Below are 20625 nucleotides of genomic sequence, written 5' to 3' on the forward strand. Positions count from 1 at the left end.
TGTATGGCTGAAGTAACGGTAAAACAACTGGCCGCAGACGTAGGCGCTCCCGTGGATCGTTTGCTGAAGCAGATCGTCGAAGCTGGGCTCAAGGCCCGCTCTGAGGACGACTCTGTGTCCAGCGATGAGAAGCAGCAGTTGCTGGCTTATCTGAGAAAGAATCACGGTGACCTAAACGCAGAGCCGAACAAGATTACTCTGAAGCGTAAAACCACCACGACTCTGAAAGCTGGCCGCGCCAAAACAGTCAATGTAGAAGTTCGCAAGCGTCGCACCTATATCAAGCGCGCTGATCAGGAAGCGGAAGCTCCGCAACCGGAAGAATCCGCAGCAGAAGCGCCGGCTCAGCAGCCTGTGACTGGCGAGGCACCGGCGGTGACCGCCGAGCAGGCACCGCAGGCCGAAACCCAGGCGACCTCTCCGGCGGACGAACCCGTTGCCGAGCAGGCAGCAGTGGAAGAAAAGCCCGAAGCCAAGCCGGCTAAAAAGGAAGAGGAAGTGTCCATTCCCGCACCGGAGGACATGCCCATTCCGCCGCCTGAAGAAGGCGAAGGCAAAGACCGCAAGGCTAAGAAAAAGAAAGAAAAAGTGCGTGAGCGCGGTGATGAGGCGGATGATGGCAAGCCGAAGAAGAAGTCGGCCGGCCATCGTGGTCCTCGCAGTCGCCCGGTGGAAAAACCTCAGATTATCAATGAGGACGAGGAAGACACCACGTTGCGCAAGCCGCTTCGAGCGAAAAAGAAGCCGAAAGAAAAACGCCACGCCTTTGAGAGACCGACCAAACCAATGGTTAGAGAAGTACAGATCCCAGAGACCATTACCGTTGGCGACCTTGCCCAGCGAATGGCAGTCAAAGCGGCAGACGTCATCAAAACGCTGATGGGCATGGGTGTGATGACCACCATCAACCAGCCCCTGGATCAGGAGACAGCCGTTCTGGTCACCGAAGAGTTGGGGCACACTCCGAAACTGGTCAGCGAAGATGCGTTCGAGGAAGAGGTTCTGAGCGAATTTGCCTTCGAAGGTAAAGAGAAGGTCAAGCGTGCTCCAGTGGTCAGCGTGATGGGTCACGTCGACCATGGTAAGACCTCGCTGCTGGATTACATTCGCCGTACCAAAGTAGCTGACGGCGAGTCCGGTGGTATTACCCAGCATATCGGTGCTTACCACGTAGAAACCGATCAGGGCATGGTGTCTTTCCTGGATACTCCGGGCCACGCAGCGTTTACCGCGATGCGTGCCCGTGGTGCTCAGTGCACGGACATTGTCGTGCTTGTGGTGGCGGCGGACGATGGCGTTATGCCGCAAACCAAAGAAGCGGTGCAGCATGCACGTTCCGCTGGCGTACCCATCGTTGTCGCGATCAACAAGATGGACAAAGAGGGTGCCGACACCGATCGCATCAAGACCGAACTGGCCGGCATGGAAGTGATTCCGGAAGACTGGGGTGGTGACGTTCAGTTCGTTCCGGTGTCTGCGCACACCGGATTGGGCATCGATGACCTTCTGGAAGCGTTGGTATTGCAGTCTGAGATTCTTGAGCTGCAAGCCTCTCCTGATGCACCCGCCAAGGGCGTTGTGGTTGAGTCCAGCCTTGAGCGTGGCCGTGGTTCTGTTGCGACCGTATTGGTCCAGAACGGTACCCTGCGCCAGGGTGACATGGTTGTTGCGGGCGCTTTCTTCGGTAAGGTCCGCGCCATGACCGACGAAGCTGGCAAGCAGAGCAAAGAGGCCGGCCCGTCGATTCCCGTAGAAATTCTCGGCCTGAACGGCACACCGGATGCCGGTGATGAATTCTTTGCGGTGGCTGACGAGCGCAAGGCGAAAGAGCTGGCTGAGTTCCGCCAGACGCGTGAGCGTGAGCAGCGGTTGCAGCGTCAGCAGGCGGCCAAGCTGGAGAACCTGTTTGAGAACATGGGTAAGGACGAGGTCCGAACCCTTAACGTGGTCCTCAAAACCGACGTTCGAGGCTCCCTGGAAGCTATTTCCAAGGCCCTGCAGGATCTCGGTAACGATGAAGTTCAGGTCAAGATTATATCGTCCGGTGTCGGCGGAATCGCCGAGACAGACATCAGTCTTGCGGTCGCCACCAGCGCCGTTATCTTCGGCTTCAACGTTCGTGCCGACACCGCAGCGAAACGTCTGGTCGAACAGGAAGGGATGGATCTGCGTTACTACAGCATCATCTATAACCTAATTGACGATGTGAAAGCCGCCCTTACGGGCATGTTGGCACCGGAGTTCCGCGAAGACATCGTGGGCATTGCCGATGTGCGTGAGGTGTTCCGCTCACCGAAGTTCGGCCAGGTAGCTGGTTGTATGGTGACCGAGGGCAACGTACACCGTCACAAGCCGATCCGTGTGCTGCGTGACAACGTGGTGATCTTTGAAGGGGAGCTGGAGTCTCTGCGTCGCTTCAAGGATGACGTACCGGAAGTGCGTAATGGCATGGAATGTGGTATCGGCGTGAAAGGCTACGATGTCAAAGTCGGTGATCAGATCGAAGTGTTTGATCGCATCCGGGTCGAGCGTAAGCTCGAGTCCTCCGGCGCGTGATGCGCGAGAGATTAAGGGGAGCCTGATGCCTAGAGAGTTCAGTCGTGTAGATCGTATCGGTGATCAGATGCAGCGTGAACTGGCTCAGCTGATCCAGCGGGAAGTCAAAGACCCGCGGGTTGGTATGGTCACGGTCAACGCCGTTAAGGTGAGCCGTGACCTGGGTTACGCAGACATTTATGTGTCTCTGTTGTCCACCGAAGAGCTGACGGAAGAATCTCCGGAGGTCAAGGAATCCCTGGCGGCGCTCAACAAGGCTGCCGGGTTCCTGCGTGGCCAGGTGGGGCGGGCAATGAAGCTGCGGGTAATGCCGCAGCTACGTTTCCACTTCGACACCCTTCAGGGTTATAGCCGCAAAATGGATAACCTGATCCGTGAAGCGGTCGGTGAGACGCCGCCGGTTTCGCAGGACGACAATGCCGCAGATGATTCGGAGCGAGACGCTTGAGTCGCAGACGCAAAGGCCGTGATGTCAACGGTATCCTGGTCATCGATAAGCCGATGGATATAACCTCCAACGGCATTCTGCAGCAGGTCAAGCGCCTGTTTGGTGCGGCCAAGGCTGGCCATACCGGTGCCCTTGATCCGTTGGCGACAGGGGTGCTTCCTCTGTGTTTTGGTGAAGCCACCAAGTTTTCCCAGATGATGCTCGACAGCGACAAGGCCTACATTGCCACGGCACGGTTGGGTGTGCGTACCGAAACCGGTGACAGTGAAGGTGCCGTGGTGGAAGAAAAGTCCGTGCCTGCGGGCCTGGATGCCGCCACCCTGGAGCCTGTTCTGGAAAATTTCCGTGGAGATATCCAGCAAGTGCCGTCGATGTACTCGGCGCTGAAACACAAGGGGCGTCCGCTCTATGAATACGCCCGGGAAGGCATTGAAATAGAGCGTCCAGCCCGTCCGGTGACCATCTACGAATTGACGTTGCTGGATGTTCGGGACAATGAGCTGGACATCGCTGTCAGCTGTACCAAGGGCACGTACATTCGCTCACTGGTTGAGGATATTGGCGAGGCGCTTGGGTGTGGTGCTCATGTTTCGGCTCTGCGCCGAACCATGGCGTCGGGGTTCACCCTGGCGGACGCCTGCTCTGTCGATCAGCTTGAGGCGATGCGCGAACGGGATGAAAGTCTCGATGGCTTGCTGGTCGCCCCCGATGCTGCGTTGTCGATGTTCCCGCAGCAGGTGCTGAGTGGCTCGTCACTGATGTCGATAATTAATGGCCAACCCGTTAGAATGTCAGGCCAGCTTGAGGAAGGCTATGTTCGTCTTTATGGCAACGAGCGCTTCGTCGGGCTGGCAGAAGCTTTCCCGGAAGGGGAGGTCACCAGATTGGTGCCTCGCCGGCTGGTGAAGAACGGCTGAGCGGCGGTTGCCGCGAAAGCCGGATAGCCGAGCTGTAGAGATGCGTGGTTCGGCTGTATCCAATTGCATCGCAAACCATGAGGTGAGTTATGGCACTTTCTGCCAACGAGAAAGCACAGATTGTTCAGGATTATCAGCAAGGTGATGGCGATACCGGGTCCCCGGAAGTTCAGGTAGCACTGCTGAGCGCCAACATCAACAAGCTGCAGGGTCATTTCAAGATCAACAAGCAGGATCATCATTCCCGCCGTGGTCTGATCCGGATGGTAAACCAGCGTCGTAAACTGCTGGACTACCTGAAGCGTAAGAACGCTGACCGTTATCTGGAGCTGATCAAGCGCCTGGGTCTGCGTCGCTGATCTGGTCGTCAAACGACCTGACGGCCAGCGGCTCCCTTCCGGGGGCCGGCTGGCGATCAACTGGCGAGGTGCCTTGTGTGCCTCGCCAGTTGTGCTTTTTTCGAGCCAATTGTGTGTTTGTTGAAAAAGCCGTTGTATAGTGATTAAAAGCGCAGTGCTGCAGTAGGTTTGTCGGTGATTAATGGGAATTCCCTGTCGTAATGGAAAGCCGGAATTGATAGCAGGTTGTTGAAAAGCCCGGCCTTGTGAATGGCTTTGAGCTGTCACGTTTGCCCCGGGGTTTTGCAACAGCCTGTTAGCTTTCAGGCGGGTTGCCCTTCAGATCACAGTATGAAAGCCCTGCAGTGGTAACGGCCGGTCCGCAGGGGCGGAGTGGCTGAGTCATATTGGACAAGATAATTTCAGGAGTTACCGTGGATCTGAATCCCGTAAAGAAAACGTTTGAACTCGGCGGCAAGACCGTCACCCTCGAAACTGGTCGTATTGCCCGTCAGGCGACTGGTTCTGTTCTCGTCACTATCGACGACATCTCGGTTCTGGGTACCGTTGTCAGTGCCAAAGACGCCAAGCCAGGCCAGCCTTTCTTTCCGCTGACCGTCAATTACTTCGAAAAGACTTACGCCGTGGGCAAAATTCCGGGTGGTTTTTTCAAGCGTGAAGGCCGCCCGTCTGAGAAAGAGACGTTGACGTCCCGTCTGATCGACCGTCCGATTCGTCCGCTGTTTCCGAAAGGATTCATGAACGAGACTCAGGTTATTCTCACAGTCATGTCGTCCAGTAAAACCCAGGACCCGGACATTGCGGCCATGCTCGCAGCTTCCGCCGCGCTCTCCATTTCTGGTGTTCCCTTCGACGGCCCCATTGGTGCTTCGCGGGTTGCCTATACCAACGAGCGTGGTTATTTCCTGAACCCGACCTTTGAAGAGCTGGAAACGTCCCTGCTGGACATGGTGGTTGCCGGTACCGAAGACGCGGTTCTGATGGTGGAATCCGAAGCTAAGGGCCTGACCGAGGACCAGATGCTGGGTGGCGTGTTGTTCGCTCATCAGGAAATGCAGACAGCGGTCACCGCCATCAAGGAGTTCACTGCCGAAACCGGTAAGACTCGTTGGGTGTGGGAGCCGGCACCGGAGAACGCTGACCTGCTGGCAGCTGTGAAGGCTGAGGCAGCCTCTTCTATCGAAGAAGCCTACAGCATCCGTGACAAGATGGAGCGATACGCTCGTCTGGGCGAAATCAAAACGGCGCTGGTTGAAAAGCTGGCGGGTGAGGAAGAAGGCCAGCCGTCTGCCGATGACGTTAAGAAATACTTCGGCAAGGTGGAAAAGACCGTCGTGCGTCAGCAGGTGATCGATGGCAAACCGCGTATCGATGGCCGCGACGCCAAGACCGTACGCCCGATTGAAATCGAAGTGGGTATTCTGCCGAGTGTTCACGGTTCCGCCCTGTTCACCCGTGGTGAAACTCAGGCGATCGTAACCACGACGCTGGGAACCTCCCGCGATGTGCAGACCATTGACGCCCTCGAAGGCGAGCGCAAGGACCCGTTCCTGTTCCACTACAACTTCCCTCCGTACTCCGTTGGCGAAGCGGGCCGCGTGGGCACACCGGGTCGTCGTGAAGTGGGCCATGGTCGTCTCGCCAAGCGCGGCGTACTGGCGGTTATGCCAACGATGGAAGAATTCCCATACGCCATTCGTGCGGTGTCCGAGATCACTGAATCCAACGGCTCCAGCTCCATGGCGTCTGTTTGTGGTTCAAGCCTGGCGTTGATGGACGCCGGTGTGCCGATCAAGGCACCGGTAGCCGGGATTGCCATGGGTCTGGTCAAAGAAGGCGACAAGTTCGCGGTCTTGACGGACATTCTGGGTGACGAAGATCACCTGGGCGATATGGACTTCAAGGTAGCCGGTACCAAAGACGGTATCACCGCGCTGCAGATGGACATCAAGATCAACGGCATCACCGATGAGATCATGGAAATCGCTCTGGAGCAGGCCCACGAAGCGCGCCTGCATATCCTTGGCGAGATGAACAAGGTGATCTCCGCGCCGCGCGCCGAGCTGTCGGATCGTGCTCCGAGCATCACGGCCATCAAGATCCATCCGGACAAAATCCGTGATGTGATTGGTAAAGGTGGCTCCATGATCCGTTCGATCTGTGACGAAACCGGTGCGTCCATTGATCTGGATGACGACGGCAACGTGAAGATCTACGCTGACAACCAGGCAGCTGCCCAGGCGGCAGTGAACCGGGTTAAGGAAATCACCGCGGAAATTGAGGTGGGTGCCATCTACAAGGGCCGTGTTGAGCGCATTGTGGACTTCGGTGCCTTTGTGAACATCCTGCCTGGTAAGGATGGTCTGGTGCACATTTCCCAGATCTCAGATCAGCGGATCGAGAACGTGACTGACGAGCTCAGCGAAGGTCAGGAAGTTCTGGTCAAGGTACTGGACGTCGACAACCGTGGTCGCGTTAAGCTGTCCATGAAGGAAATCAAGGAAGGCGATCAGCCGACCGATTTCTCTGCCTGATAGTTTTCAGGCCTGAAAAAAAACCGCCTTTCCCCTGGATTGGCGGGTTTTTTGTTTCTGGTCTTCTGGATTGGGGGGCGGCAGGCGTTGGAAGACTCTTTTCGAAACACGCTACGAGCACATCCATGTGCGCCTACCGTCCTACTCGATGGCGAGCCCTTAGAAGAAATAGGTTACGCCGCCAAACAGGCCTAAATTGCCGTCTTGCAGATCGACTTCACCTGTGACGCTTAGATCATCCTGAATCCGGTAACGACCCTGGCCGGTCAGGCCAACGTAGTCCAGATCGCCGGTCACAATACGGGCGCTTGCGCCAAGTTCAATATTTTCGTCAAACTGGTGACGGATGCCACCCCTGATGGCCGGCGCGGTATCGTCAAACGACCATGAATGGCATTCCGTACCGGAGAAGGTGGCGAAGCACTCTTTGCCCCCGTCTATTTCCTGATATTCAAGACTGGCACCGGCCCAGACATCAGTTTTCGCATCCAGCGCATGGCGGTAGGCCCCACCCAGGTGCCAGTTGGTGTAGTCGAGATCGTCTGTCAGCATGCGGAGACCACCAAACGCAAAGATATTCTCGTTTACCAGGTACGAACCACGCAGATCAAAGCCTAGGAAGGTTTGGCTATAGTCTGCGTCAACAATCGCTATGCCACCCTCTGCGTAGGTGTAGCGCAGGTCGGCAGAGGCCGTTCCGGCAATCAGGGCGCTGGCGAGAATGAGTCCTTTGATTTTATTTCCCATAAAATGCGATCCTTTATTTCTTTTAGTGATAGGTGCCACGAGAAATTATCGATTTTTTATGAATGTTTCAAATACATATATGTGTATATTTGTGGCACTCAGCTTTTTGGCCGTGGGTATTGTGGGCGTTGCACACTCGCTGGGACTTAGTTGTGTTTGGTGCTCATTTCCATGAACTTGGTCGCAGCGTCTTTGTATGCCGGAATCACAAACGTAGCCGCATGAGGTGTATCCGTCTGCAAGAAGCGTTTGGGCTCCCCCGCCGCCTCAAACAGTGCCTCCCCATGATGAAACGGAATAATCCCGTCCCGTACGCTGTGAATAACCATCACCGGCACTGGGCCGATATCGGCAATGTGGTCCACGCCTTCGTAATCGTCGGTGATGCTCCAGCTCAGCGGAATCTGGAACGGCCAGGTCAGCCAGAAGCTGCCCAGCTTTTCCCGGGCGATGCCGCGGAAGCCGGAAAAGGTGCCGTCGAGGATGACGCCGTCGAGAGAAGGCTTTTCTTCGCGCTGTACCCATTCGCTGGCCAGGGCAATGCCCAGGGCACCACCAAGGCTCTGACCGAGGAGGAAAACCGGCCCGCCGTCGGTTTGCGGTTGTGCCATCAACCAGCGCAGGCCGGTTTCGCTGTCGTGCAGGGTGCCTTCTATGTCCGGTGCCCCGGTTGAACGGCCGTAGCCCCGATAGTCGATGAGGAAGACGTTATAGCCTTTCTGCGGCAGCCAGGCGACGTTCATCAGATGGCTGCTGATGTTCTGGGCATTGCCGTGGAGAAAGTAGACGGTGCCCTTGGCGTTGCTCTCAGAGGCTTCTGACGGCAGCCACCAGCCGTGGAGTGTTTCACCATCGGCAGTGTCCAGAAAAACGTCATCGTACTTGAGGTTGAGTCGGTCCGGGGTGATGTAGCTGACCCTGTCCGGGTAGAAGAACACGCTGCTGCAGCCGGCTTGCAGCAGCAGACCGGCACCGGCGAGGGTTTTCAGAAGTAAGCGTGCAGTCCCAGTTGCCATGTCGTGCGGTACCTGTCGTAGTGGTCTTCCCGATTAAGTTTTCCGAACAGGCTGACGTCCCGTCCGAAGTGCCAGTTGGCCTTGGTGTAGAGCTGATCCTGACGATGCTGGTTACCGACGACCCAGGCCTTGGTTTTCACCCCGGCCAGCAGGCTGAAGCGGTTGTTCTGGTGCAGCAGCCCCAGGTCGGCACCCGGGGCGGCGTCATAGCCCTTGTTGAAGTCGTCGTCGATTTCCAGGTCCGCGGTGGCCAGGGCAAAGGCCTGCAGCGGTCCTATCTGCCAGCTGCCGCCTGCGCCGCCTTCGAGATAGGGGGTGAAGACCCGGTTGGTGTCAGTGTCGGTGCGGCGTCCGCCGAAGCTGACCTGCCAGGACAGCGGTGAGAAGAACTGGTTGCGAGGGGACAGCGAGCGGATTTCCACGCCAACGAGTTGTTCCAGCTGCAGTTCGTCGTTGTCGGTGTAGTAGCGGGCGTCCAGTCTCAGAAACTGCAATTGCGCACCCGGCCGATACCCGGCGGGTGGGTCGAGCACGTCATGGTACGCGGGCCGCAGAGTTACTTGACTGAAGTTGCGGTTGCCTTGTCGGCCGCCAGCCAGGCTGAAGCGGAAGGTGTCATGGCCCTGGTCATCCCGTACGTCTGGCTCGGATGGTTTTGCCGGGGCGGGCGCATCCTGTATCTCGCTGCGGGTACTCAGCAGCTCGTGCGATAGCGGTGCCGCATGCTCCCGTGGCCAGGCGTCGGCTTCGCTCTGGTAGCGCACATAATCGTAGGTGGCGTCGAGCAGGTGTGCCTGGTCGCGGTCGGGAAGGCGGGTCACCTCCTCGGAATCCACGGCAACGTAGCCGTTGGCGATGGCCGCCGCCAGTGTCTGGTGGTCAGAGGGCAGGGTGTCGAGAGAATGGGTCACACTGGTGGCTGCCGAGGGGCGGTATTTCACCTCGCCCACCAGATCCTTGTCGACAACCCATCGCACAGTATCTGAGGGGATGGCGTGGGTGCTGACTTCGTCGAGCAGATCGGTGCCGGGGCGTGCTACATCGAGCAGGGCGAGCAGCCGGTAGGCGCAGTTCTCATCGAAAAAATAGTAGTCGAAGTTGATCTCTCTCAGCTCCCAGGCGTGAGCGATCATCATGTCAACCTCGTCCTGGGTCAGGTTGAGCTGGTACTCCCATAGGTCCCGGTGCTCGATGTCGGAGTACAGGCGGACCATCTCGTAATAGGGTTTGATGGCCGTTATGCCGGGGTAGCCGCCAAAGATACCTTTGTAGGCGAACAGAATTTCACTGTCGTGAGCCTCGGCATCCGCCGCGTAGGAAATCGTGTTGGCGAGCAGAAGGTCAGCCTCTTCGTCGTCCTGGGGTGGATCGAGACGTATAAACGTGTGGCCAAACATGGACGAAGGGCTATTAAGATAGGACGCGGCAAACACCAGGGTGACGGTTTCGGTGTTGAGAGTGTCTTTCCAGTCGTCGTACTCGGTGCATTCCGCCTCGGACCGGGGCAGGTCCATGTGTTCTCTCAGCCAGCGATCTCGGGCCGGAAACCGGCAGCTGGCGTGATCGTTATCGCCACCGGGCTTGGTAATTGCCGCAAGCGTAGCCTGTAATTCGGCGCTGGGCGAATGCTTGCCATGTTCGCTCAGGAAATAGTCGTCATCGTCTGCCTGGCTGGTGTAGCCATCCGCATAACGGTTGGGCTGATAGTGCATCAGGGTCAGCCAGTCGGGGTGTTCGTGCAGTTGTCCTGTCTCGGCAAGGGTCAGGGCCGAAGCCTGTGTGCCTGAAGCCAGCCAGATCAGGGCCAGCGCGTACTGAAGCATGGTGCGCATGAATAGTCAGTCGAATCCGGGTTGGGCGGAGGGAAGTCGTCGGGAGTTGCGCCGTCCCTGGCGCAGTGGGTCCCTTATGGTTAAAAGATCAGGCCGCTACGTACTTGCTGAGCGACTCGTCTTTTTCCAGCAGCGCTACGATCGCGTCGACCGCTTCGCCGGAGGTGGTTTCAGAATTTGGGAAAATGGTGGCGAAGTTGTCCTGCAGAATCTGGCGGAAGTCACCGCGATCCGCTTCGTCTACGCCCAGAAGCACCGCGAGGGTGTCGAGATTTTCGCCGGAACCACGAGACATGTCACGGGCAACCTTGTCGATGTTGCTGTCCATATACATGGCCATGGACTGAACGGACTGGTTGGTCTGGCAACCCAGTGTACCGGTGGTCATGCCAAAGGTCTGGTTACCGAATGTGCCGTTGGTGGTTGCTGCCAGAACGTGAGGGGCAATGCCGGACTGGCCCTTCCAGATCATGGCACCCACGCCGCAGCCAGGCTGTGCAAAAGCCATGGATGAAGCGCCCAGAAGAATTGCACCTGCGATCAGTTTTTTCATTATTCACTCCTTGTTGTGGTCTAGCTCTCGTCGCTTGTCGTGTGCCACTTTTGGTGGCAGGGTCACGGTAACGGCCCTGACTGGTTTCCCATGGAGACAGGTTGACCGTTCCGTTGAGTATAGTCCAATTCACGGGAAGGCAAGTCAATCGGGTTGTGAGTTATTGATTTATCCGGAAAAGAACAAAAACGATCATGTTTTCATATTCCATAATTGATGAATAAATATATTTTATATCTCTTATTTTTATATGCCTGAGTGTTCGGTATAGTGCGCGCGGCCATGAAGGCTCATCCACAACACCTGGAGATTTATCGGTGAAAAAAGCACTTATCGTATCCAGCTTGCTGCTGGCCGGCGCAATGACCGGCTGCAGCTTATAACGCCATCTCTGCGTCTGGCGCAGACGTGATTGTGGCTCCGGCTTTTCAGTTACAGGACTCTAAAAACGTCAGCCACCGAGGTAGGCGTTTTGTACATCCGGATTGGCCAGCAGGTTTTTGCCGGTATCGTGCAGGCGGATTCTGCCGGTTTCCAACACGTATCCCCGGTCCGCCAGGTTCAGTGCCTGATGAGCATTCTGCTCGACCAGAAAGACGGTAATCCCTTCTTCTCTCAACTGACCAATAATCTCGAAGATCTGTTTGATCACCAGCGGTGCCAGCCCCAGGGAAGGTTCATCGAGGATGATCATGTTGGGTTTGCTCATCAGTGCCCGGCCTATGGCCAGCATCTGCTGCTCACCACCGGACATGGTGCCTGCGCGCTGGCCTTCCCGCTCCTTGAGCCGGGGGAACAGATCGTATACGTGATCCTGGCTCTTGCGAATTTCGGCTTTGGTGTTGAAAAAGCCACCCATGTGGAGGTTTTCCTCCACGGTCAGGCCGGAGAACACCCGCCGGCCTTCCGGCACAATCGAGATGCCCGAGCGCATGATGCTGGCCGTTGGGTCCCGGGTGATGTCCCGGCCTTCCAGAATGACCCGGCCAGAAGTGGCCTGGGGGGTCCCGCAGACGGTCATCAGCAGGGTGGTTTTACCCGCGCCATTGGCACCGATCAGGGACACGATTTCGCCTTTGTTCACCTCAACGGACACGCCATGCAACGCTTCGATTTTGCCGTAGTGGGTATGGACATCCTCTAGTACTAGCATTGACATGGTTCAGGCCTCACCCAGATACGCTTTGATGACGTCGTCGTTGTTGCGGATTTCGTCCGGAGTGCCATTGGCCAGGGGGCGACCTTGATTAATGACGTTAATGCGGTCGGAGATGTCCATCACCAGGCTCATGTCGTGTTCAATGAGCACCACCGAGACGTTGTAATCCTCCTTCAGGCTGACAATCAGCTGGTTGAGGTCACGGGTTTCGGACGGGTTCAGGCCGGCCGCCGGCTCGTCCAGCATCAACAGTTTCGGCTCCGTAACCATACAACGGGCGATCTCCAGACGACGCTGTTGGCCGTAGGCAAGGTTGCCAGCGTCGGTATTGGCCAGCTCAAGCAAGCCGATCCGTTTCAGCCAGTACCAGGCGCGATCCAGGGATTTCTCCTCCCGGGCCCGATAGTTGGGTGTTTTTATCAGGCCAGATATGAGGTTGGTGTTGAGGTGACGGTGCTGAGCAACCAGCAGATTTTCCACCACCGTCATCCGGCTGAACAGCCGGACGTGCTGAAACGTCCTTACCATGCCCAAACGGGAGATCTTGTAATCCGGTTTGCCCTGAACCTCGCCGCCCTCAAAGACGATCTTGCCCCCGGTTGGCTTGTAGAAACCGCTCATGCAATTGAATACGGTGGTTTTTCCGGCCCCGTTGGGGCCAATAATGGAGACAATTTCGTGTTCCTGCACGTCCAGCGATACCTGATCCACAGCCAGGAGCCCGCCAAAGCGCATGGACAGATTCTGTACTTCCAGCATCGTCCGTTACTCCTGTTGTTTCAGTTCAATGTGAATCCGGCGCATGGGTAGCAGGCCCTGCGGCCGCCACACCATCATCAGCACCATGGCCGCACCGAAAATCAGCATGCGGTATTCGGAGAATTCCCGCGCCAGCTCCGGCAGGATGGTAACCGCGATGGCCGCAAGAATAACGCCGATCTGCGAGCCCATGCCGCCCAGTACCACAATGGCCAGAATGATGGCGGACTCCAGGAAAACGAACGACTCCGGGCTGATAAAGCCCTGCTTGGAAGCGAACACGGTACCGGCGAAGCCGGCAAAGAACGCGCCGATGGTGAACGCAGAGAGTTTCACCGAGGTGCGGTTGAGGCCCAGGGAGCGGGCGGCGATTTCGTCTTCCCGCAGTGCTTCCCAGGCGCGCCCGACCGGCATGCGCATCAATCGGCGGATCACCAACGCGGTAATCACCGCCAGCACCAGTGCAATCAGGTACAGGAAGATAATCTTGTGTTCACTGGCGTAAGCAATGCCAAAGGTTTCGTGAAAGGACGTGTTGCCTTCCTCCTTGACCCGGCGGCCGAATTCCATGCCGAACAGGGTCGGGTCCGGAATGCCGCCAATGCCGTTGGGGCCGCCGGTCAGGCTGGTCATGTTGTTCAGCAGGATGCGGATAATCTCCCCGAACCCAAGGGTCACAATCGCCAGATAGTCCCCCCGTAAACGCAGTACCGGAAAGCCCAGCACCAGCCCGAAGAGCGCAGCGAGCAGGGCACCGATGGGCAGCGCCATCCAGAATGACAGCCCGAAATATTGAGAGAGCAGGGCAAACGTATAGGCACCAACGGCGTAGAAGGCGACGTACCCCAGATCCAGCAGGCCGGCGAGCCCGACCACCACGTTCAGGCCCAGGGCCAGCATGACGTATATCAGGACCAGCGTGGCCAGATCGACTGAGCCACGGGAAACCAGGAACGGCCAGAACAGTGCGCCGATGATGATCAGGGTCAGGACGGTGGATTCCAACCTGAGCCGCTTGCTCTGTTCCATGGGTTGGCGGTTGGCCAGCGGGCTGAGTGCCGGAGCTCTGGCAAGCAAGCCCATGATGTTGTCGCGAAACAACTGGAAAAGGAAAACGACAACGGCGGCCAACAGGACGGAGACCACCGTGGCGGTATTGGCACCTTCGAGAATAATATTCGTGCCCGATGCGACCAGGTTAAACCCGAGGATCGGGTAGGCGATTACGACCGTAACGATTGCGCAGAAAAGCGCGTGTTTCAGATTATGTGCAGCCATCAGATCTTCTCCACCTCCGGTTTACCGAGCAACCCGGTGGGTTTGAAGAGAAGGATCAGGATTAGCAGGCCAAAGGAGACGACGTCCTTGTATTCGCCACTCAGATAGCCTGAGGTCATGCTCTCGGCAACGCCAAGGATCAACCCGCCAAGCATGGCGCCCGGTATGCTGCCAATGCCCCCGAGTACTGCGGCTGTGAACGCTTTCAGCCCGGCTATAAAGCCAAAGAGCGGATCAATGGAACCGTAATACATGCCCAGCAACAGGCCAGCGACGGCCGCCAGCGCAGCGCCGATGACAAAGGTCGCTGAGATAATGCGGTTGGTATCGATGCCCAGCAGGTTCGCCATGCCCAGATCCTGGGACACCGCCCGACAGGCGCGGCCAATGCGTGACCGTGAAATAAACAGCGACAGCAACGTCATGCAAATCAGGGTGGTGATGAATATGGTGATCTGCATATAGGAGATGGAAATCTGAAACGAGTCGGTGCTGCCAAAACGGAAGCCATCTTCAATCAGTGCGGGAAAGCCAATATTGCGGGAACCTTGCGCCAGGTGGACATAGTTCTGCAGGAAAATCGACATGCCGATGGCTGAAATCAGGGGGATCAGGCGGTGACGACCGCGAACCGGTCGATAGGCAACCCGCTCGACAGCCCAGCCCATGGTGCTGGATACGATCATGGCGCAAACCAGGGCAACGATGAGTATCAACGGCAGCCAGACAATCCCCAGGGCTGTCAGGCCGGTAATGGCAATCAGCGCGGTGTAGGCACCGATCATGTAAATCTCACCATGGGCAAAGTTGATCATGCCGATGATGCCGTAGACCATCGTGTAACCGATGGCGATCAGGGCGTAGGCGCTCCCAATCGTCAGCCCGTTGATGAGCTGCTGAAAGAAATATAGGAGATCTTGCATTGTTTTGGGACTCCGAAAGCCTGCCCCCTCCACTGGCCACACGGACACGCCGGGGTAGCGGCGCGGGTGTGAGAAGGATCCACGGGAGCCTAGAAAACACCTTCTCCCGGATCGCGGTGAGAAGGTGCTCTAATGATTACCGTTTGTTAACGATATCGGCTCAGTTTACCGGAGTCTTGCTGCCATCCGAATGCCATTCGTACACAACGAACTCGAATGACTTCATGTCACCTTTTTCGTCATACTCGACCGTGCCGATCGGCGTTTCATACGAACCGCTGCGAAGGGCTTCGGCGACATCGAACGGATCGGTGGAGCCAGCCTCTTCGATGCCGTCGGCAATCAGCTGTACGGCGGTGTAGGACGTCAGTACGAAGGGACCGGATGGATCTTCGCCTTTATCACTGAAGGCTTTGACCAGATCCTGGTTTTCCTCTTTTTGGTCGAACGCCGGTGGCAGGGTAACCAGCAGGCCTTCGGCGGCATCGCCAGCGATGGTGTTGATATCCTTGTTGCCTACGCCCTCGGGGCCCATGAAGGTGGCGTCCAGGTCAGCCTGGCGCGCCTGACGCAGGATCAGCCCCAGTTCCGGGTGATAGCCGCCATAGTAGACGTAATCCACATCGGCCTGGCGGAGCTTGGTGATCAGGGAGGAGAAATCCTTATCGCCTGCGGTAATGCCCTCAAACATGGCAATTTCTACGCCCGCATCCTGGAGGGTGTCGCGCACGGCGGTCGCAATACCCTCACCGTATTGCTGCTTGTCATGGACGACGGCTACGCGCTCAGGGTCCTGGCTGGCGAGATAGTTGCCGGCCACAGGCCCCTGCATGCTGTCCAGGCCGATGGTGCGGAACACCAGTTCGTAGCCACGTTCGGTGATGGCCGGGCTGGTGGAGGCCGGTGTCACCATCAGAATGCCTTCGTCCTCGTAGATGTCGGACGCGGGCTGGGTAGAGCTGGAGCAGAGGTGCCCGACCACAAAGCGAACGCCGTCATTCACCAAACGGTTGGCAACGGTCACGGCCTGTTTGGGGTCGCAGACATCGTCGACTTCTACCGCTTCCAGCATTTCGCCATCAACACCGCCATCGGCATTGATGCGTTCGATGGCCATGCGGGCACCGGAAAACTGCATGTCACCGTACTGGGCGACAGGGCCTGTAATGGGGCCGGCGATACCAATCTTGATTTCAGCGGCGGCGTGGCCGGCGCTCATGAGTGCAACGGAGGCGCTAACTGCGGTTACGAGTTTCTTTACGAAAATTGTCATTGGGTCTGTCCTGTTCTGTTCAGGGTTATTCTTATGTTCTCAGACAGTTAAACAAACACCACACCTCGCTACTTGTCAAGCATATCGGGCCAGTCTTTGCTCAAAAGCAAAACCGGGCGGGTGTCTGATCAAGTGTCTTCAGTATTTTCGTCGGTGTCCGGGAAAATCAGTGCGCAGAACCGGTCGTGCTCCCGCAGTTGCTCAAAGCTCGGGTCGACAGAGGCATCATCACGGTAGGCTTCAGAAATATCGATGGCTTTTTGCAGCGTGGCCACGGCATCGTCCCAGCGCCCGATTTCTGCATAGGCGCACGCCAGCTGATAGTGCGCGTGGCCATTCTCGGGGGCCAGTTTGAGGGCGCGCTGGCAGAGGCTGATGGCCCAGAGCGGTTCCTGTATTTCCAGCACGGCGTCGGCTTTGTAGCTCAGGGCTTCGACGTCGTCCGGGCGTAGATCGAGAATCTGATCGTAAGCGCCGATTTTGTTCTGTTGCGAGGTTTCCTGGCTGGCTTTCAGCCAGAGTGAGTGCACCTCGTTGGTGCGTTCAATCTCCGCCTGGTTCTGGTGAATAATGTCGGATTTCTGCTGGAGTTGTTCCTCAATGGATTTGAGGCGTTTTTCGTATTCGACCACCAGTTCGTTCACCCGCTTTTCCGCCAGGCTGGTGAGCTGGTTGCGCATGTCGCGGATGGAATTCCAGCCTAACATCACCAGTATCGAGGTGGCACCGGCAATCAGATAGAAGAAGTAGGTGACGGTGTCGGTAGCGTAGGACATGGTCTTGTCCGCAACGGACAATTCTTTGTCGACGACCTTCTCGATGAGTTCGGCGCGAGTGTTCTGCATTTCCTTGCGCAGGGCTTTGCTTTCTTCCAGCAGATAGAGCTCGACAAAGGGTGTGTACATGGGCTTTTCGAGCGTCTTGATCCGTTGCGCCACATCTTCCGCGGTGGCGTCTTCTGTTGCGCCGTCAGTTTGTTGCGCCTGGCTGTTGGTCGCAATCAGCAGCGTGAGAAAGAAGCCGCTCAATAGGGGAAGCAGTCGAAAACCGGAAAACAGCGTGTGTCGGATAGTTAGGGTGATCATTGAGCCTTGTCCGTGTGCGGGGTTTCAAATGACAGTGACCTTAGCATAGTGGTTGTTGGAAAAAATGCAGTAATACCGGTGAAGTGGGTAAAAATCTCAACTTGCAATTGCCGGAGCAAAGTCCTCTAATAGTTAGTGGTATAAACAAATTACTTGACTCGAAACAGCTCAGTGCCTCTGACGTGGATCAGGCAAGAGCACCATACCCGGATCGGAGTGGAACGGTGAATAATTACGAACAGGTGCTGGTGGCATTGCGCCGCGTTATCCGGGCCACGGATCTGCATTCCAAACGTTTGAGCAAGAACGCCGGCCTGACCGGGCCGCAGCTACTGATTATGCGCAGCATCCGTGATCTGGGCGAGGTGACCATTGGCACGGTTGCGGACAAGGTCAGCCTGAGCCAGGCCACGGTGACCACGATTCTGGATCGTCTGGAACACCGCAAGCTGGTGTACCGGGTTCGCAGCACCCAGGACAAGCGCAAGGTGCATGCTCACCTGACAGACGATGGCGTGGACATCCTCGCTCGCGCGCCGCAACCTTTGCAGGAGGATTTCATCAAGAAGTTCCAGAGCCTGCATGAATGGGAACAGACCATGATCATCGCATCGCTGCAGCGAGTGGCCAATATGATGGACGCCGATGACATTGACGCCTCGCCGGTCCTCGATGTGGGGCCGGTGCTGAAGGACGATGGCTGGAAGGAAAAAGCCTGACGTTAACCGAGTCGGATTACGGCCCTCCGGGCCTAATCCGACCTACAAGCGAGTTGCCCCCGCACCCGTAGGTCGGATTAGCGAAGCGTAATCCGACAAGCACCCATAGGTCGCATTAGCCAAGTTGCCCTGTACCCGTAGGTCGGATTAGCGAAGCGTAATCCGACAAGCCAACCATCAATGCACCGAAGAACCCCGTTTCGGTTTATCCCCAAAGCACACCTGAAATACATCGCTGTACTGTTTGGCGAAGTTCACCGCCAGCCCCTCTTTAAGGTATGCCGGCAATTCCTCGTAATCCCCGCGATTTGCCTCCGGCAGAATCAGGTTGTTGATCTTCTGCCGGCGGGCGGCGATCACCTTTTCACGGATACCGCCAACGGGCAGCACCTGGCCGGTCAGGGTCAGTTCGCCGGTCATGGCGATGTTTTGCTGTGGCGCTTCCCGGCGGGCGATGGAGAGCAGCGCGGTGGCCATGGTGACGCCCGCGCTGGGGCCGTCTTTGGGTGTTGCGCCCTCTGGCACGTGCAGGTGCACGAAGGATTTGTCGAAGAAGGTGGGGTCACCCTTGAATCGCTTGAGGTTCGATGACACGTAGCTGTAAGCGATTTCCGCGGACTCCTTCATCACGTCGCCCAACTGCCCGGTGAGCTTAAAGCCGCGTTGGGAGGTGTGGATGCGGGAGGCCTCAATGCTCAGGGTGGCACCGCCCATGGCGGTCCAGGCCAGGCCGGTGACCACGCCGGTGCCTTTCAGGGATTTCTCCTTACGGAATGCGGGTTGGCCCAGATAGGTGAGCAGGTCGGCAACGCCGACTTTGACCGGTGAGTCTGGGTTTTCCAGCAGGCGCACAATGCCTTTGCGGATGATTTTGTGCAGCATTTTTTCCAGGCTGCGAACGCCGGCCTCGCGGGCGTAACCCTCGATGACCTGTTTCAGCGCGGCATCGGTGATGTTGAGCTGTTTTTTCAGCAGCCCGGCCCGTTTCAACAGGCGCGGCATCAGGTAGTGCTTGGCGATGGCCAGCTTCTCTTCGCCGATGTAACCCGAGAGCCGGATCACGTCCATGCGGTCGAGCAGGGCCCGTGGAATGGTATCGAGCTGGTTGGCGGTGCAGATGAACAGCACTTTTGAAAGATCCATCCGCACGTCCAGGTAATGGTCGAGGAACTCCCGATTCTGTTCGGGGTCCAGGGTTTCCAGTAAGGCGGAAGCCGGGTCACCCTGGTAGGACGCGCCGATCTTGTCGATCTCATCCAGCATGATCACCGGGTTGGAGACCTTTGAGTCCTTAAGTGCCTGCACGAATTTGCCGGGCATGGCACCGATGTAAGTGCGGCGGTGGCCCTTGATTTCGGCCTCATCCCTCATGCCGCCCACGCTGAAGCGGAAAAATTTGCGGCCCAGGGCGTCCGCGACTGAGTGACCGATGGAGGTTTTGCCGACCCCCGGTGGGCCCACCAGCAGCAGAATGGACCCACTGACTTCGCCCTTGAACGTGCCTTCAGCGAGGAACTCGACAATGCGGTCTTTGACGTCATTAAGGCCGTCGTGGTCGCGGTCCAGTATGCGGCGCGCTTCGGCCAGGTCGAAGTGATCCGTGGAGGTCACACCCCAGGGCACCTGGGTCAGCCAGTCCAGATAATTGCGGGTGACGCCGTATTCCGGCGAGCCCTGTTCCAGCACCTGCAGTTTCTGCAGCTCATCCTGATACCGCTCCTGCACCTGTTCCGGCGGGTTCAGCTTCGCCATACGTTCTTCAAAGCGTTCGGCGTCGGCGGTTTTGTCGTCCTTCGCCATGCCCAACTCGCGCTGGATGACTTTTAATTGCTCTTTGAGGAAGAACTCCCGCTGGTGTTTCTGGACCTTCTCGCTCACCTCCTCGCTGATTTCGCTTTGCAGGCGCGCCACTTCCTGTTCCTTGCGCATCAGCAGCAGGACTTTTTCCATTCGCCGCAACAACGGCACGGTATCCAGTACGTCCTGTAATTCGTGGCCGGGCGCGCTGGTCATGGAGGCACCGAAATCCGCCAACGGTGAACTGTCATCCGGCCCGAACCGGGACAAGTATTGCTTCACATCTTCGCCATACAACGGATTGGTGCGCAACAGATCCTTGATGGCGCTGATGATCGCGAGGGTGTAAGCCTTGAGCTCATCTGCCGACTCTTCGGGCTCTTTCGGGTACTCCACTTCTACCAGGTAGGGTGGTTTACGGCGCAACCACTGCACGATGCGAAAGCGCTGCAGGCCCTGGGCGATAAACTGAACCTTGCCCCCTTCCTGCTGGGCGTGGTGAACCCGAACGGCGCACCCCATGGTTTCCAGTTCATCGCTACCGGGAACGCCTTTCTCAGCGGTGTCGCTGTCAACGAAACAGATGCCGAGTACCTGGTGGTCGGTTTCACCGACCCGCTTCAGGGTTTCATTCCAGGGGTCCTGATTGACGACCACAGGTTGCACCTGG

The 20625-nt window shown here is 57.3% G+C and carries 17 protein-coding genes; 6 read left to right on the top strand and 11 right to left on the bottom strand.

Going from position 1 to position 20625, the window contains the following annotated elements; translation table 11 throughout:
* Positions 1-3: 3 nt before the first annotated feature.
* The 5 genes from infB (at position 4) to pnp (ending at position 6814) form a co-directional block, all read left to right on the top strand.
* Positions 4-2556 (top strand): translation initiation factor IF-2, encoded by a 2553-nt coding sequence (gene infB / locus WD429_RS14740; protein WP_368422941.1) that lies wholly within the window; start codon positions 4-6, stop codon positions 2554-2556.
* A gap of 25 nt (positions 2557-2581) precedes the next feature.
* Positions 2582-3004: a 30S ribosome-binding factor RbfA gene (rbfA, locus tag WD429_RS14745; protein ID WP_368422942.1), complete on the top strand. Its 423-nt coding sequence runs from the start codon at positions 2582-2584 to the stop codon at positions 3002-3004.
* Entirely contained in the window at positions 3001-3921 is a 921-nt protein-coding gene (gene truB / locus WD429_RS14750) for a tRNA pseudouridine(55) synthase TruB (RefSeq protein WP_368422943.1), read from the top strand. The genes rbfA and truB overlap by 4 nt, the downstream gene beginning before the upstream one ends.
* Positions 3922-4010: 89 nt before the next feature.
* Positions 4011-4280: a 30S ribosomal protein S15 gene (gene rpsO / locus WD429_RS14755; RefSeq protein ID WP_368422944.1), complete on the top strand. Its 270-nt coding sequence runs from the start codon at positions 4011-4013 to the stop codon at positions 4278-4280.
* A 419-nt stretch (positions 4281-4699) separates the two neighbouring features.
* Entirely contained in the window at positions 4700-6814 is a 2115-nt protein-coding gene (pnp, locus tag WD429_RS14760) for a polyribonucleotide nucleotidyltransferase (RefSeq protein ID WP_368422960.1), read from the top strand.
* A gap of 159 nt (positions 6815-6973) precedes the next feature.
* Here pnp and WD429_RS14765 read toward each other — a convergent pair whose 3' ends face one another.
* The 10 genes from WD429_RS14765 to WD429_RS14810 all read right to left on the bottom strand — a co-directional run bounded on the left by WD429_RS14765 (position 6974) and on the right by WD429_RS14810 (position 17439).
* Entirely contained in the window at positions 6974-7561 is a 588-nt protein-coding gene (locus tag WD429_RS14765; RefSeq protein WP_368422945.1) for a hypothetical protein, read from the bottom strand.
* A 146-nt stretch (positions 7562-7707) separates the two neighbouring features.
* A complete protein-coding gene (locus WD429_RS14770; protein WP_368422946.1) occupies positions 7708-8577 on the bottom strand; it encodes an alpha/beta hydrolase in 870 nt (289 codons plus the stop codon).
* Entirely contained in the window at positions 8547-10409 is a 1863-nt protein-coding gene (locus WD429_RS14775; protein WP_368422947.1) for a DUF4105 domain-containing protein, read from the bottom strand. The genes WD429_RS14770 and WD429_RS14775 overlap by 31 nt, the downstream gene beginning before the upstream one ends.
* A gap of 88 nt (positions 10410-10497) precedes the next feature.
* A complete protein-coding gene (locus WD429_RS14780; RefSeq protein ID WP_368422948.1) occupies positions 10498-10962 on the bottom strand; it encodes a DUF3015 domain-containing protein in 465 nt (154 codons plus the stop codon).
* Positions 10963-11413: 451 nt separating this feature from the next.
* Complete coding sequence (locus WD429_RS14785; protein ID WP_368422961.1) at positions 11414-12115, bottom strand: ABC transporter ATP-binding protein; 702 nt, start codon at positions 12113-12115, stop codon at positions 11414-11416.
* A gap of 9 nt (positions 12116-12124) precedes the next feature.
* Positions 12125-12880, bottom strand: a complete 756-nt coding sequence (gene livG, locus WD429_RS14790) for a high-affinity branched-chain amino acid ABC transporter ATP-binding protein LivG (RefSeq protein ID WP_368422949.1) — start codon at positions 12878-12880, stop codon at positions 12125-12127.
* Between the two features lie 6 nt (positions 12881-12886).
* A complete protein-coding gene (locus WD429_RS14795; RefSeq protein WP_368422950.1) occupies positions 12887-14158 on the bottom strand; it encodes a high-affinity branched-chain amino acid ABC transporter permease LivM in 1272 nt (423 codons plus the stop codon).
* Positions 14158-15081: a high-affinity branched-chain amino acid ABC transporter permease LivH gene (gene livH, locus WD429_RS14800; RefSeq protein ID WP_368422951.1), complete on the bottom strand. Its 924-nt coding sequence runs from the start codon at positions 15079-15081 to the stop codon at positions 14158-14160. The genes WD429_RS14795 and livH overlap by 1 nt, the downstream gene beginning before the upstream one ends.
* 160 nt (positions 15082-15241) lie before the next feature.
* Entirely contained in the window at positions 15242-16354 is a 1113-nt protein-coding gene (locus tag WD429_RS14805) for a branched-chain amino acid ABC transporter substrate-binding protein (protein WP_368422952.1), read from the bottom strand.
* Between the two features lie 128 nt (positions 16355-16482).
* On the bottom strand, positions 16483-17439 hold the full coding sequence (locus tag WD429_RS14810; RefSeq protein WP_368422953.1) for a tetratricopeptide repeat protein: 957 nt from the start codon (positions 17437-17439) through the stop codon (positions 16483-16485).
* Positions 17440-17663: 224 nt separating this feature from the next.
* Here WD429_RS14810 and WD429_RS14815 point away from each other — a divergent pair, with 224 nt between their 5' ends.
* Positions 17664-18158, top strand: a complete 495-nt coding sequence (locus WD429_RS14815) for a MarR family winged helix-turn-helix transcriptional regulator (protein ID WP_368422954.1) — start codon at positions 17664-17666, stop codon at positions 18156-18158.
* A 177-nt stretch (positions 18159-18335) separates the two neighbouring features.
* On the opposite strand, the gene lon is transcribed toward WD429_RS14815, so the two are convergent.
* Positions 18336-20625 (bottom strand): endopeptidase La (gene lon, locus WD429_RS14820; RefSeq protein WP_368422955.1); only part of this gene is annotated, 2290 nt, incomplete at its 5' end.

The sequence above is a fragment of the Marinobacter sp. genome, assembly GCF_040904845.1.
Lineage (GTDB): Bacteria > Pseudomonadota > Gammaproteobacteria > Pseudomonadales > Oleiphilaceae > Marinobacter.

Bases quoted from the DNA above. Each gene is read 5' to 3' on its own strand.
- infB (WP_368422941.1), top strand. From the start codon at position 4: ATGGCTGAAGTAACGGTAAAACAACTGGCCGCAGACGTAGGCGCTCCC.
- rbfA (WP_368422942.1), top strand. From the start codon at position 2,582: ATGCCTAGAGAGTTCAGTCGTGTAGATCGTATCGGTGATCAGATGCAG.
- rpsO (WP_368422944.1), top strand. From the start codon at position 4,011: ATGGCACTTTCTGCCAACGAGAAAGCACAGATTGTTCAGGATTATCAG.
- WD429_RS14765 (WP_368422945.1), bottom strand. From the start codon at position 7,561: ATGGGAAATAAAATCAAAGGACTCATTCTCGCCAGCGCCCTGATTGCC.
- WD429_RS14770 (WP_368422946.1), bottom strand. From the start codon at position 8,577: ATGGCAACTGGGACTGCACGCTTACTTCTGAAAACCCTCGCCGGTGCC.
- WD429_RS14775 (WP_368422947.1), bottom strand. From the start codon at position 10,409: ATGCGCACCATGCTTCAGTACGCGCTGGCCCTGATCTGGCTGGCTTCA.
- WD429_RS14780 (WP_368422948.1), bottom strand. From the start codon at position 10,962: ATGAAAAAACTGATCGCAGGTGCAATTCTTCTGGGCGCTTCATCCATG.
- WD429_RS14785 (WP_368422961.1), bottom strand. From the start codon at position 12,115: ATGCTAGTACTAGAGGATGTCCATACCCACTACGGCAAAATCGAAGCG.
- livG (WP_368422949.1), bottom strand. From the start codon at position 12,880: ATGCTGGAAGTACAGAATCTGTCCATGCGCTTTGGCGGGCTCCTGGCT.
- WD429_RS14795 (WP_368422950.1), bottom strand. From the start codon at position 14,158: ATGGCTGCACATAATCTGAAACACGCGCTTTTCTGCGCAATCGTTACG.
- livH (WP_368422951.1), bottom strand. From the start codon at position 15,081: ATGCAAGATCTCCTATATTTCTTTCAGCAGCTCATCAACGGGCTGACG.
- WD429_RS14805 (WP_368422952.1), bottom strand. From the start codon at position 16,354: ATGACAATTTTCGTAAAGAAACTCGTAACCGCAGTTAGCGCCTCCGTT.
- WD429_RS14810 (WP_368422953.1), bottom strand. From the start codon at position 17,439: ATGATCACCCTAACTATCCGACACACGCTGTTTTCCGGTTTTCGACTG.